Genomic DNA, 12,439 nt, shown 5'->3' with positions numbered 1-12,439 from the left:
CCTAGGGCTTCCAGGTCGGTCTACTAGCTTCCGCGGTAGACCGAGTATCCGAACGGGTTGAGCAGCAGCGGCACGTGGTAGTGGTGCTGCGCGGGCGCGACCGTGAAGACGATCGAGACCTCGGGGAAGAACGGCGGCTCCGCGGACTTGAGCGCGTGGTAGGCGCGGGTGTCGAAGAGCAGCCGGACGACCGAGCCCGCCTCCACGGCCGGCAGGTCCTTGGCCCGGCCGTCGGAGTCCGTGGCGGAGGTGCCGAGCACCTGCCAGCCACCCTCGGTGTGCAGTGCGAGCTCGACCGGGACGCCCTCGGCCGGGCGGCCGAGGCTGGTGTCGAGCACGTGGGTGGAGATGCCAGTCATGGGTGAAGTGACCTTACTGATGGCAGAGGTGATCATTCGTCAGCAGATTCTAACGATCCGTCAGGATCTGTCGGGGTTCGCCAGGTCCAGTCAGGATGCGTCGAGCAGGCGATTGAGCCGAATGTCGTTGATCTTGCGCAGTTCGCCCCGGACGATCTCCGCCTCGGTGGCGGCGTCGTTGGGGTGGCGCTCGCGCAGGGCGGCGAGCATGGTGGCCGCGGTGAGGCCGGTCGCGCAGATCAGGAACACGTGGCCGAACTTGGCCTCGTAGGCGGCGTTGGCCTCGTGCAGTTCGTCGAGGAGGGCTCGGTCCGCGCCCTGGACGCCGGCCTGCTCCCGCTGCGAGCTGGCGTCGCCGGTCCTGGGCTTGCCGATCCGGGCGTGGCCGGCCATCGCGTCGTGCAGGTCGGCGACCGTCAGCCCGGCCATGGCCGCCGCGTTGGCGGTGAGCAGGGACTCCCGGTCGGGCCAGGGCCTGGCCCGCGCGACGGCGGCGGCCCAGTGGGGGCTGGAGCAGACCTCCAGCAGAACGGCTTCCAGGTCCGCGGCGTCGGCCGCGGCCAGGGCGTCAAGGGTGTGGGGGTGGTTGGTCACGGGTGGACCTCCTGAAGAGTGGTGCCACCCGCACAAGCTAGATCCACCCCACCCGGCCGTCAACACTTTGTTGAACGGTTGGTGGTTACGTTTTGAACCGGCCGCCGTTGCCGGCGCGATTCGTGTGCGATTCGCCAAGTGCGCCCCGCCGGGGGCTGGTTCAGGCTGGCCGCGCCGGCGGGGTCCGTCCGTTCGGAAGGTTTCCGTCAGGAGGAAGTCCTGGCGGAGGTCCTGGCGGAAGTGCTGGAGGAATCGACCGGGGGATCGACCGGGGTCAGGAGGGCTTCGAGCCGTCCTGGCGGTTGAGGTAGTTGTACACCGTGAACCGGCTGACGCCGAGTGCCGAGGCGACCGTCTCGACCCCGTGGCGGACGGTGAAGGCGCCGCGCTCCTCCAGGAGGGCGACGACCCGCTGCTTCTCCCCGCGATCCAGCTCGGCCAGCGGGCGGCCGTCGAACTGGCGGGCCATCTCGGCCAGCAGCCGGTCCAGGGCGCTGCTCAGGTGCGGCAGCCGGACGGCGAGCGCCGGGGCGCCCTCCCACTCCAGGACGACGTCCTCGGACTTCGCCTCGTCCAGTCGGACGGGCGCCGCGCCGACGGCGTCCAGCAGCGGCTTGATCGCCAGGGCGAGCGGGTGTTCCACGTGCTCGGTCACGGCGTACCGCCCTCCTCGCCGAGCACGCTGACCTGGACCGAGATCCGGGTCGCGCCCGCGGTCAGGGTCTCCCGGAGCAGCTTGGTCACCGCGGCGAGCACCTGGTCGGCCTCGCCCTCGGCGCCGGTCCCGAAGGGGCCGACCGAGACGGCCAGGCCGGCCTCGTCGACGACCTGGCGGGCCGCCGCGGCGTGCTCGGGGAACGTGTCCAGTTCGAACGGTTCTGTCGTGAACTCCACCATCAATCGCACGTGCTCACTGTAGCGAGCGCCGGTGCGGGCGGGCAGGGGCCGGTCGATCCGACGGCCGCGGTGCCGGCGGGAGGGGGTTTCCGGGTTCGCGTCCGGGCTTCTTCAACAAAATGTTGCGGCGGTCTTGACACCTGCTCGCCGAGCCGGAGATGCTTCCACCAAGCAGAATCCCTCTTCCGGATCGTGGAAGTTGCGGATCTCGGAAGAGAGTGAGAGGTGAGTGACGTGACGGCCGCTTCCCGACACAGCTTCACGGTCAACCTGTCGATCCTGTTCGGCGAACTGCCGCTGCTGGAGCGTCCCGCCGCGGCCGCCGCCGCCGGTTTCACCGCCGCCGAGCTGTGGTGGCCCTTCGGCGCCGAGCCCACCCCGTCCGAAGCCGAGCTGGACACCCTCCGCAAGGCCTTCGGCGACGCGGGCGTGCGGCTCACCGGCCTCAACTTCCTGGACGACCTCACCCTCGGGGCCCGCGGCACCGTCTCGGTGCCCTCCGAGAAGGACCGCTTCCGGGCCAACGTCCCGGTCGCCGCGGGGCTCGCCGCCTCGCTCGGCGCCAAGGCGCTCAACGCGCTGTACGGCAACCGGATCGAAGGCGTCGAGGCCGCCGAGCAGGACGCCCTCGCGCTGGAGAACCTGGTGCTCGCCGCCGGGGCCGCGCACGAGATCGGTGCGATCCTGCTGATCGAGGCCCTCAACACGGCGGAGTCCCCGGACTACCCGCTGGTCTCCGCGGCCGCCGCGGTCGAGGTGGTCGACAAGGTCAACGCCGCCACCGGCCTGGGCAACGCGAAGTTCCTCTGCGACCTGTACCACCTGGCCAGGAACGGCGAGGACCTGCCGGCCGTCATCGACGCCTACGCCGACCGGTTCGGCCACGTGCAGATCGCCGACAACCCGGGCCGCAACGAGCCCGGCACCGGCGGGCTGGACTTCGAGGACCTCTTCGCCCGGCTCACCGCCGCCGGCTACACCGGCCCGATCGGCCTGGAGTACCGCCCCTCCACCGGCGTCAGCGCCGACAGCTTCGGGTGGCTGCCGCGCGAGCACCGCGCCGCCGAGTAGCCGCCGAGCAGTCGCCGAGTAGGCGAGCACCGCCGCCGTGTGAGCGGGCACGGCACCGCTGCGTAGGCGGGCCACACGCCGCCGAGCAAGCCCGGCCCACCACCCTCCCCACCCCACGAACGACGTAAGGAACGACGCGATGAGCCGCAAGATCGCCTTCATCGGCCTCGGCATCATGGGCAGCCCGATGGCCGCCAACCTGGTCAAGGCCGGCCACCACGTCACCGGCTACAACCTCACCCAGCCGCAGATCGACGCCCTGGTCGCGGCCGGCGGCCACGGCGCCACCAGCATCGCGGACGCGGTGAAGGACGCCGAGGTCGTCATCACCATGGTTCCGGCGGACCCGCACGTCGAGCAGGCCGTCCTGGGCGAGGGCGGCGTGCTGGAGAACGCCAGGCCCGGCACCCTCGTGATCGACATGTCCTCGATCACCCCGCAGACCTCCCAGAAGGTCGAGGCGGCCGCCAAGGAGAAGGGCGTGCGCACCCTGGACGCCCCGGTCTCCGGTGGCGAGGCCGGTGCCGTCGAGGCGGTGCTGTCGATCATGGTCGGCGGCGCCGCCGAGGACTTCGCCGAGGCCAAGCCGCTGTTCGACGTCCTGGGCACCACGGTCATCCACGTCGGCCCGTCCGGCGCCGGCCAGACCGTCAAGGCCGCCAACCAGCTGATCGTCGCCGTCAACATCCAGGTGCTCGCCGAGGCCGTGGTGTTCCTGGAGAACGCCGGCGTCGACCTGCCCGCCGCGCTGGACGTGCTCGGTGGCGGCCTGGCCGGTTCGACCGTGCTGAACCGCAAGAAGGCGAACATGGTCGACCGCGAGTTCGCCCCCGGCTTCCGGATCGACCTGCACCACAAGGACATGGGCATCGTCACCGACGCCGCCCGCGCCGTGGGCGCCGCGCTGCCGGTCGGCGCCGTGGTGGCCCAGTTGGTCGCCTCCGCCCGCGCCAACGGCGACGGCTCGCTCGACCACTCGGCGCTGCTGCGCGGTGTCGAGCGCCTCTCGGGCCGCGAGGTCAAGTAGGCCCCGGGGCTCCTCGGGCCTTCGTGAACTCCTCCTGGTGGCGTGTACCTCATCCGGTCGTGCCCGCGCCGCCAGGAGGCCAGACCCGACCGGCGGCCGGGACCGGGGCTCATCCGCCCGCCCGCCGGTCGATCCAGCCGGTGAGGCGTACTCCCCTGTCGGGGGCACTTCGGTCGTGCCGGTACGCCTCGCCTGGCCCCCTCCCCGCCGAGGGGAGCCTCTCGTACGTCGGAAGCGGGACGAGGGGAACGGCGGGGAGGGGGTCGCACCTCCCGACGGGAGTCGCACCCTCCCGGCGGGAGGCGTATCTCCTGACCGGAGGCGTATCTCCTGACCGGGGGCGTATCTCCCGAGTCTCCCGAGCGGGGGCGTTTCTCCTGACGGGGGGTCGCACCCCAGGTGCACCCGGGCCCATGCTTGGCACAGGCTGTCGAAACATCGCCAGACCCCGTACGGAAGTGAGGACCGCACCATGCCCGTCACCCCCCACCAGGGCCATGTGGTCGTAGCTCCCGACAAGTTCAAGGGCACCCTGGAGGGCGCCGAGGTCGCCGCCCGGATCGCCGCCGGCGTCCGGCGCGCCGCGCCCGGCGTCGAGGTGCGCGAACTGCCCGTCGCCGACGGCGGCGAGGGCACCCTGGCCGCCGCGCTCGCGGCCGGCTTCACCCGCGTCCCGGCCAAGGTGGCCGGCCCGACCGGCCTGCCGGTGGACGCCGCGCTGGCCGTGCGGGAGGACACCGCCGTGGTCGAGCTCGCGCAGTCCTCCGGTCTCGCCCGGCTCCCCGGCGGCCGCACCGCCCCGCTCGCGGCCGGCTCCTACGGCGTCGGTCAGCTGATCGGCCGGGCCGTGGCGCTCGGCGCCAAACGGATCGTGCTCGGCCTCGGCGGCAGCGCCTGCACCGACGGCGGCGCGGGCATGGTCCAGGCCCTCGGGGCCCGCCTGCTCGACGCCGAGGGCGCCGAACTGCCCCCCGGCGGAGCCGCGTTGCGCAGGCTCGACCGGATCGAGCCCGGCCCGCTGGCCGACGTGCTGGCCGGCGTCGAGATCGTCGTGGCCTGCGACGTGGACAACCCGCTGCTCGGCCCGCGCGGCGCCACCGCCGTCTACGGCCCGCAGAAGGGCGCCGACGGCGACGACCTGGTGATCCTGGAGGAGGGCCTGACCCGCTTCGCCGACCAGGTCGCCCTGGCCACCGGACGGGACGTGCGTGACGCCCCCGGCGCCGGGGCCGCCGGCGGGGTGGGCTTCGCCGCCCTCGCGCTGCTCGGCGCCACCATGCGACCCGGTATCGAGCTGCTGCTCGAACTGCTGGGTTTCGACGAGGCCGTGCGTGGGGCACGCCTCGTCGTGACCGGCGAGGGCTGTCTGGACGCGCAGACGCTCCACGGCAAGGCCCCCGCCGGCGTTGCCGCGGCGGCCGCCCGGGCGGGGGTTCGGGTAGCTGCCGTGGCGGGGCGGCTGGAGCTGTCCGAGCCCGAGTGGCGGGCCGCCGGGTTCACCGCCGCGATCGCCCTCACCGACCTCGCCGAGCGGCCGGGGGACAGCATGACCAAGGCCGGCGAGCTGGCCGAGGTCGCGGGGGAGCGGCTGGCGGGCGAGCTGCTGGCCGGCTGATCCCTCGTGCCGATCCGCCGCACCCCGGTCCCGCACGCCGATCGGTCGGGCCGATCCCTCATGCCGATGGGGCGTGCGGATCCCCCGTACGTTTCCCTCGCACGTTCCTCCATTGACGTTTTGTTGAAGGCGGGCCTAGGCTCCCGGCAATCCTTCGCTTCCCCGCCCGGTTCCCTCCCGGTTCCCCGCCCGGTTCCCTCCCGGTTCCCCGCCCGGTTCAAGCCCGGTTCCTGCCCGGCGCCCACCCCCAACTTCCAGGTTTCGGAGGTCTCCCATGCCTTTCAGCCAGCCAGCGGTGATCCGCTCCCGACGGGTGCTCCTGCCCGACGGTGAGCGCCCCGCCGACGTGCTGATCCGGGACGGGAAGATCGAGCAGGTCGCCGCGTACGGCTCGCTCCTCGCGGGCGACCGACCCGGCGGCGACGGCGGCCTCGCCGACCTCGGCGACACCGCCCTGCTGCCCGGCCTGGTCGACACCCACGTGCACGTCAACGAGCCCGGCCGCACCGAGTGGGAGGGCTTCGCCACCGCCACCCGGGCCGCCGCGGCCGGCGGCGTCACCACGATCATCGACATGCCGCTCAACTCCGTCCCGCCCACCACCACGCTGGACGGCCTGGCCGCAAAGCGGAAGGCCGCGGACGGCCAGGCCTGGGTCGACCTCGGTTTCTGGGGCGGCGCCGTCCCCGGCAACGTCCCGGACCTCGCGCCGCTGCACGAGGCCGGCGTGTTCGGCTTCAAGAGCTTCCTCGCCCCCTCCGGCGTCGACGAGTTCCCGCACGTCGAGGCCGCGGACCTGGAGGCCGCGCTGGCCGAGCAGGCCCGGCTCGGGGCGCTGGCGATCATCCACGCCGAGGACCCGGCCGTGCTGGCCGCCGCCCCGCAGCAACCCGGCGTCCACTACCGCGACTTCCTCGCCTCCCGCCCCGCCGACGCGGAGACCGCCGCCGTCGCCGTCCTGCTCGACACCGCCCGGCGCACCGGCGCCCGCGTCCACATCCTGCACGTCTCCTCCGCCGCCGTGCTGCCGCTGCTGCGCCAGGCCCGCGAGGACGGCGTCCAGGTGACCGCCGAGACCTGCCCGCACTACCTGACCCTGGCGGCCGAGCAGGTGCCGGACGGCGACACCGCCTTCAAGTGCTGCCCGCCGATCCGCGACGAGACCAACCGCGACCTGCTCTGGCAGGCCCTGGCGGACGGCGAGTTCATCGCCGTCGTCTCCGACCACTCGCCCTCCACCCCCGACCTCAAGCTGCTGCCCGAGTACGGCGGCAGCGGTGACTTCGCGGCCGCCTGGGGCGGCATCGCCTCCCTGCAACTGGGCCTGCCGGCGATCTGGACGGAGGCCCGCCGCCGCGGCCACGGCCTCGCCGACGTGGTCCGCTGGATGTCCGCCGGACCGGCCGAACTCGCCGGCCTCACCGGGGTCAAGGGCGCCATCGCGGCGGGCTGCGACGCCGACCTGGTCGCCTTCGACCCCGACGGCGAATTCGCCGTCCACCCCCGCGAGTTGCACCACCGCAACCCCGTGACCCCGTACGCGGGCCGGACGCTGACCGGCGCGGTCCGCACCACCTGGCTGCGCGGCCGCGCGGTGGACGTCTCGACCGAGCCCTTCGGCCGCCCGCTCACCCGGCCCGCCGCCGCCCCCACCACCCCGTCCGATCGCCCGTCCTGAGGAGACTTCGTGACCACTGCCGACACCCCGAGCGCTCCCTTCACCGAGCTGGTCAACCTGGCCTCGCGGCTGCTCGGCGCGGGCGTCGTCGCCACCAACGAGGACACCTTCGCCGACGCCGAGAACCTCCTGGTCGCCAAGCCTGCCGAGTTCCGCCCGCACACCTTCGGCCACAAGGGCCAGATCATGGACGGCTGGGAGTCCAAGCGCCGCCGCGGCGTCTCCGCCGACCAGCCCCACCCCACCGACCAGGACCACGACTGGGCGATCGTCCGGCTCGGCGCCGGCGGTGTGGTCCGCGGCCTGGTCGTGGACACCGCCCACTTCACCGGCAACTACCCGGAGAGCGCCTCCGTCGAGGCCGCCTCCGTGCCCGGCCACCCCTCGCCCGAGGAAGTGGCGGACGCCGAGTGGACCACGCTGGTGCCGCGCACCCCGCTCCAGGGCGACACCGCCCACGAGTTCGCCGTCGAGGACGCCAACCGCTACACCCACATCCGCCTCAACATCTTCCCGGACGGCGGCGTCGCCCGGCTGCGCGTCCACGGCGAGGTGCTGCCCGACCCGCGCGAACTGGACGGCCTAACCTTCGACCTGGCCGCCCAGGAGTACGGCGGCGTGGCCGAGGCGGCGTCCGACCGCTACTTCTCCTCCCCGCACAACCTGAACGCTCCCGGTCGCGCCTCCGTCATGGGCGAGGGCTGGGAGACCCGGCGTCGGCGCGACAAGGCCAACGACTGGGTGCAGATCGCCCTGGCCGGGGGCGGTGAGGCCCTGGCCGCCGAGGTGGACACCACCCACTTCGTCGCCAATGCCCCCGGCTGGGCCGACCTCGTCGGCTTCGACGCCTCGACCGGGGCGGACCCGGCCGACGGCGAATGGTTCGAGATCCTGCCCCGCACCCGCCTGCAGCCCGACACCCGGCACCGCTTCCGGCTCGACGCCGGCCGCCCGGTGACCCACGTGCGCATCAACGTCCACCCGGACGGCGGCCTCGCCCGCCTCCGGCTCACCGGCCGTCTCACCGAGGCCGGCCGCGCGGCCCTCGCGCTGCGTTGGTTCAACGCCGTCCCGGCCGCCGAGGCCGCTGCGGCCCTCACCGAGGCCGGCCTGACCGCCGACGAGGCCGCCGCGCTGACCGCCGCCCGCCCGCTGGCGGACCAGGCCGCGGCCGCCGGCGCCGTCGCCGCGCTCCGGCCCGCCGACGGCCCCGACGGCGAGCACTCCTCCCGCCGCCGCTCGGCGGTGTGGCGCCTGCTGGGCGCCTGACGCCCGTTCGGCGATCCGGCGCCCGTTCGGCGATCAGGCGGAGCCCTGCGCGCGCCGAGAAACTGACGACACGTCACATCACTCTCCACGCACCGCTTTTATCGACACCTGAAGGACCCCTCCATGTCCAAGATCCTGACCACGGAGTCCGGCGCCCCGGTCGCCGACAACCAGAACTCGGCCTCGGCCGGCGAGTACGGTCCGCTGCTGATCCAGGACCAGCAGCTGCTGGAGAAGCTGGCCCGCTTCAACCGCGAGCGCATCCCGGAGCGCGTCGTGCACGCCCGCGGCTCCGGTGCGTACGGCTACTTCGAGGTCACCGACGAGGTGTCGCAGTACACCCGCGCGGACTTCCTCGCCGAGGTCGGCAAGCGCACCGAGGTCTTCCTGCGGTTCTCCACCGTGGCCGGCAACCTGGGCTCCAGCGACGCGGTGCGCGACCCGCGCGGCTTCGCGCTGAAGTTCTACACCGCGCAGGGCAATTACGACCTGGTCGGCAACAACACCCCGGTGTTCTTCATCAAGGACCCGCTCAAGTTCCCCGACTTCATCCACTCGCAGAAGCGTGACCCGTACACCGGCGTGCAGGAGGCGGACAACGTCTGGGACTTCTGGGCCCACTCGCCCGCCTCGACCCACCAGATCACCTGGCTGTTCGGCGACCGCGGCATCCCGGCCTCCTACCGCCACATGAACGGCTACGGCTCGCACACCTACCAGTGGGTCAGCGCCGAGGGCGACGCCTACTGGGTCAAGTACCACTTCAAGACCAACCAGGGCATCCGCTCGCTGGACGGCGACCAGTCCGCCGAGGTGCTCGGCGCCGACGCCGACTCGCACCAGCGCGACCTGCACCAGGCCATCGAGCGCGGCGTGTTCCCGTCCTGGACCCTCTACGTCCAGCTGATGCCGGTGGCCGAGGCCGCGGACTACCGCTTCAACCCGTTCGACCTCACCAAGGTGTGGCCGCACGCCGACTACCCGCTGGTCAAGGTCGGCCGCCTGGTGCTCAACAGGAACCCGGAGAACGTCTTCGCCGACGTCGAGCAGTCCGCGTTCTCGCCGAACAACTTCGTGCCCGGCATCGGCCCCTCCCCGGACAAGATGCTCCAGGGCCGCCTGTTCGCCTACGCCGACGCCCAGCGCTACCGCCTCGGCGTCAACCACACCCAGCTGCCGGTGAACGCCCCGCGCGCCACCGAGGCGGACAACTACGGCCGCGACGGCCTCCACGCCGTCAACAAGTCCGGCCGCGGCAAGAACTACGAGCCCAACTCGTACGACGGCCCCGCCCAGACCGACACCGCGCTCGCCGCGCCGGTCCGGCTGGACGGCTACACGGGCACCTACACCACGCCGGCCCACACCAAGGACGACGACTTCTTCCAGGCCGGCGAACTGTACCGGCTGATGTCCGCGGGCGAGAGGACCCGGCTGATCGACAACATCGCGGGCTTCCTCGCCAAGGTGAGCCGCGACGACGTGGTCGAGAAGAACCTCGCCCACTTCCACGCCGCGGACGAGGAGTACGGCGCCCGCCTGGAGGCGGCCGTCGCCAAGCTGCGGGCGGGCGACGAGGGCTGAGCCACCTCGCTATGGCGTGCCACGTGCAACGAGGGCTGAGCCATCCCGCTATGGCGCGCCTCGCGCAACGAGGGCTGGGACACCCCGTCGTGGCGCGCCACGCGTGACGCCCCGCTGACCGACTGACCCGCCCCCACCGGCCGCCGGGGCCCCGCAACCCGGCGGCCGCGGGACGGGCTCCTCTCCGCGGGCAGTGGGGGAGGGGCCCGTCGTGCTGTCCTCCACTACCGTTCTTCCAGGCGATCGGTGGGTGCTCCACGGAATGTTCACGGATATTCACGGACGGCAGTCGCCGGGCCCGCCGGGTCGATAGGCTGGAGGGCGCCCGCGGTCGCTCCGTGGGGGGACATCGGAAGGGGACGACATGTCGACACCAGCCCCGGGTCGCCACGCCGCGCTGGACCAGGGCCTCGCCGGCCCGTTCACCTCCCTGCAGCACGCCCTCAGACTGCTGGAGGCCGTCGACCGGCACCCTGACGGTGCCACCCTGGTCGCCCTCGCGCGGGAGACCTCGCTCGGCCTGCCGACCGTCCGGCAGCTCGCGGAGATCCTGGAGATCGAGGGCTACCTCCAGTGCCAGGACGGCGGTTGGGTGCTCGGCGGCACCTTCGCCCTGCTCGGCCAGCACAACCGGGAGCAGCTGGTGAAGGCCCGGCTGAACCGCAAACTCGCCGAGCTGCGCGACGAGTTGGGTGCGGCAGTGTACTTCACCCGCTACCACGACGGCGAGTTGTCGGTGGAGGCGGTGTCCGCGGCCGAGTATGCGCCGGCCGTGCAGGAGTGGGTGGACTTCCGGGCCACCGCGCACGCCAGCGCGATCGGCAAGTGCCTGCTCGGCCAGCTCGACGCGGACGCCCGCTGGGACCACCTCTCCCGCCACCCGGTGGCCCGGCTCACCTCCCGGACCGTCACCGACGCCGACCAGCTGATGCACCGGCTGGAGCGGCAGCCGGCCACCGTGCCGGTGCTGGACATCCAGGAGTACGCGCTCGGTACGGTGTGCGCGGCCGTCCCGATCACGGCGGGCAGCACGGTCGGCTGCCTGGCCACGTCGATGCCGGTGGACAACGTGCACAAGCTGAAGGCCGCCGCCGAACTGCTGGCGGCCCGGGCGGCGCCGCTGATGCTGGCGATGGCGGTCTGACGGCCGGTCGCTCCCGTGGGCCCCGCCGGATCCGAGTGATCCGGCGGGGCTCGCGTGTTTGTCCGCGGGCGTGTTGGTTCACGGACATGACGGTTCGCAGGCGTGTTCGTTCACGGGCGCGTCCGTTCGCAAGCGTTTCCGGTGACGGCCCCGGAGTGCGTCACTTATTAGACTCGATGTCGATAAGAGTCGCCGAACCCCTTGTCCCGGCCGCTACCCGCGAGTACGTTTCCCTGAGTCGAGCCGCCGCCCCGAGGTCAGGAGGGCCTGCCGTGCCCCGCTCAACCCCCGTACCCGCCCTTGCCGTCCCCGCCGCGCGCGTCCACGACAGCCTCGTCCTCGAACCCCGGGACGTCCGCTTCGACTGGGACCGGCTGCCGCTGCACTGGATCCCCGACGAGCCGATGGCCACCCACGTCATCAACGTGCTGCACCTGCTGCTGCCCGAGGGCGAGCGCTGGTTCGTCAAGGTTTTCAAGGAGGCGCTGCCGCTCATCCGCGACGAGCAACTGCGCGAGGAGGTCCTCGGGTTCATCGGCCAGGAGGCCATCCACGCCGAGGCGCACCAGGAGGTCCTCGACCACCTGCTCGGCCAGGGGCTCGACCCGCGCCCGTACGTCCGGCAGATCGCCTGGCTGTTCCAGCGCGTCCTCGGCGACAAGCCCGGGCTCAGCCCCGCGCGGCGACGCGAGAACCTCATCGAGCGGGTCGCCTTCGTGGCGGCGATCGAGCACTTCACCGCCTTCCTCGGCAACTGGGCGCTCAACTCCCCTGGCCTGGACCGCGCCAAGGCCGACCCGACGATGCTCGACCTGCTGCGCTGGCACGGCGCCGAGGAGGTCGAACACCGCAGCGTCGCCTTCGACCTGATGGTCCACCTCGACCCCGGCTACCTGCGCCGGGTCCGCGGCATGGCGGTCTCCGGGCCGCTGCTCGTCCACCTCTGGGTGCGCGGCGCCCGCTTCCTGCTCGCCGCCGACCCCACCCTCGGCGGACGGCTCAAGCCCACCTGGCGCGAGGCCGGCAAGATCGCCAAGCGTGGTCTGCTGCCCGATCCGATCCGGTCGATCCGCTCCGGCCTGCGCTACCTGCGGCCCGGCTACCACCCCACCCAGGAGGGCTCCTCCAGCCAGGCCCTCGGCTACCTCGCCGCCTCCCCGGCCGCCCGCGCGGCGGCAGGGGGCCACTGACAGAGTTCAGA

At 72.9% G+C, this 12,439-nt stretch carries 12 protein-coding genes; 8 read left to right on the top strand and 4 right to left on the bottom strand.

The genetic code is table 11. The features are described from left to right. Positions 1 to 23 precede the first annotated feature (23 nt). The 4 genes from uraH to ACFWPT_RS04225 form a co-directional block, all read right to left on the bottom strand. Positions 24 to 359, bottom strand: coding sequence for a hydroxyisourate hydrolase (uraH, locus tag ACFWPT_RS04240; protein WP_063350005.1), 336 nt, complete (start codon positions 357 to 359; stop codon positions 24 to 26). A gap of 90 nt (positions 360 to 449) precedes the next feature. Beyond that, positions 450 to 953, bottom strand: coding sequence for a 2-oxo-4-hydroxy-4-carboxy-5-ureidoimidazoline decarboxylase (uraD, locus tag ACFWPT_RS04235; RefSeq protein ID WP_380479445.1), 504 nt, complete (start codon positions 951 to 953; stop codon positions 450 to 452). 274 nt (positions 954 to 1,227) lie between these two features. Next, on the bottom strand, positions 1,228 to 1,608 hold the full coding sequence (locus ACFWPT_RS04230; protein WP_380378546.1) for a helix-turn-helix domain-containing protein: 381 nt from the start codon (positions 1,606 to 1,608) through the stop codon (positions 1,228 to 1,230). Further along, the gene (locus ACFWPT_RS04225) at positions 1,605 to 1,850 is read right to left on the bottom strand and encodes a thiamine-binding protein (protein WP_079136014.1); all 246 of its coding nucleotides are present in this window, start codon (positions 1,848 to 1,850) and stop codon (positions 1,605 to 1,607) included. Before ACFWPT_RS04225 ends, ACFWPT_RS04230 begins: the two co-directional genes overlap by 4 nt. A gap of 234 nt (positions 1,851 to 2,084) precedes the next feature. Between ACFWPT_RS04225 and ACFWPT_RS04220 the strand changes: the two genes are divergently transcribed. The 8 genes from ACFWPT_RS04220 to ACFWPT_RS04185 all read left to right on the top strand — a co-directional run bounded on the left by ACFWPT_RS04220 (position 2,085) and on the right by ACFWPT_RS04185 (position 12,428). Then, positions 2,085 to 2,921, top strand: a complete 837-nt coding sequence (locus ACFWPT_RS04220; protein WP_380479443.1) for a TIM barrel protein — start codon at positions 2,085 to 2,087, stop codon at positions 2,919 to 2,921. Positions 2,922 to 3,060: 139 nt separating this feature from the next. Then, complete coding sequence (locus ACFWPT_RS04215) at positions 3,061 to 3,948, top strand: 2-hydroxy-3-oxopropionate reductase (protein WP_380479441.1); 888 nt, start codon at positions 3,061 to 3,063, stop codon at positions 3,946 to 3,948. Positions 3,949 to 4,420: 472 nt separating this feature from the next. Beyond that, positions 4,421 to 5,563 (top strand): glycerate kinase, encoded by a 1,143-nt coding sequence (locus tag ACFWPT_RS04210; protein WP_380479438.1) that lies wholly within the window; start codon positions 4,421 to 4,423, stop codon positions 5,561 to 5,563. A 274-nt stretch (positions 5,564 to 5,837) separates the two neighbouring features. Continuing rightward, positions 5,838 to 7,241 (top strand): allantoinase AllB, encoded by a 1,404-nt coding sequence (gene allB / locus ACFWPT_RS04205; protein WP_380479435.1) that lies wholly within the window; start codon positions 5,838 to 5,840, stop codon positions 7,239 to 7,241. A gap of 9 nt (positions 7,242 to 7,250) precedes the next feature. After that, entirely contained in the window at positions 7,251 to 8,510 is a 1,260-nt protein-coding gene (alc, locus tag ACFWPT_RS04200) for an allantoicase (protein WP_363367151.1), read from the top strand. Positions 8,511 to 8,633: 123 nt separating this feature from the next. Next, positions 8,634 to 10,094 (top strand): catalase, encoded by a 1,461-nt coding sequence (locus ACFWPT_RS04195; protein WP_380479432.1) that lies wholly within the window; start codon positions 8,634 to 8,636, stop codon positions 10,092 to 10,094. Positions 10,095 to 10,458: 364 nt separating this feature from the next. Further along, positions 10,459 to 11,238: an IclR family transcriptional regulator gene (locus ACFWPT_RS04190; protein WP_063350013.1), complete on the top strand. Its 780-nt coding sequence runs from the start codon at positions 10,459 to 10,461 to the stop codon at positions 11,236 to 11,238. A gap of 272 nt (positions 11,239 to 11,510) precedes the next feature. Then, positions 11,511 to 12,428, top strand: a complete 918-nt coding sequence (locus ACFWPT_RS04185; protein ID WP_380479429.1) for a metal-dependent hydrolase — start codon at positions 11,511 to 11,513, stop codon at positions 12,426 to 12,428. Positions 12,429 to 12,439 lie beyond the last annotated feature (11 nt).

Origin of the sequence: Kitasatospora sp. NPDC058478 (assembly GCF_042720345.1) — a bacterium.
Lineage (GTDB): Bacteria > Actinomycetota > Actinomycetes > Streptomycetales > Streptomycetaceae > Kitasatospora.
This window is presented reverse-complemented; position numbering and strand designations above follow the sequence as displayed.

Bases quoted from the DNA above. Each gene is read 5' to 3' on its own strand.
- uraH (WP_063350005.1), bottom strand. From the start codon at position 359: ATGACTGGCATCTCCACCCACGTGCTCGACACCAGCCTCGGCCGCCCG.
- ACFWPT_RS04225 (WP_079136014.1), bottom strand. From the start codon at position 1,850: ATGGTGGAGTTCACGACAGAACCGTTCGAACTGGACACGTTCCCCGAG.
- ACFWPT_RS04215 (WP_380479441.1), top strand. From the start codon at position 3,061: ATGAGCCGCAAGATCGCCTTCATCGGCCTCGGCATCATGGGCAGCCCG.
- ACFWPT_RS04210 (WP_380479438.1), top strand. From the start codon at position 4,421: ATGCCCGTCACCCCCCACCAGGGCCATGTGGTCGTAGCTCCCGACAAG.
- allB (WP_380479435.1), top strand. From the start codon at position 5,838: ATGCCTTTCAGCCAGCCAGCGGTGATCCGCTCCCGACGGGTGCTCCTG.
- ACFWPT_RS04195 (WP_380479432.1), top strand. From the start codon at position 8,634: ATGTCCAAGATCCTGACCACGGAGTCCGGCGCCCCGGTCGCCGACAAC.
- ACFWPT_RS04190 (WP_063350013.1), top strand. From the start codon at position 10,459: ATGTCGACACCAGCCCCGGGTCGCCACGCCGCGCTGGACCAGGGCCTC.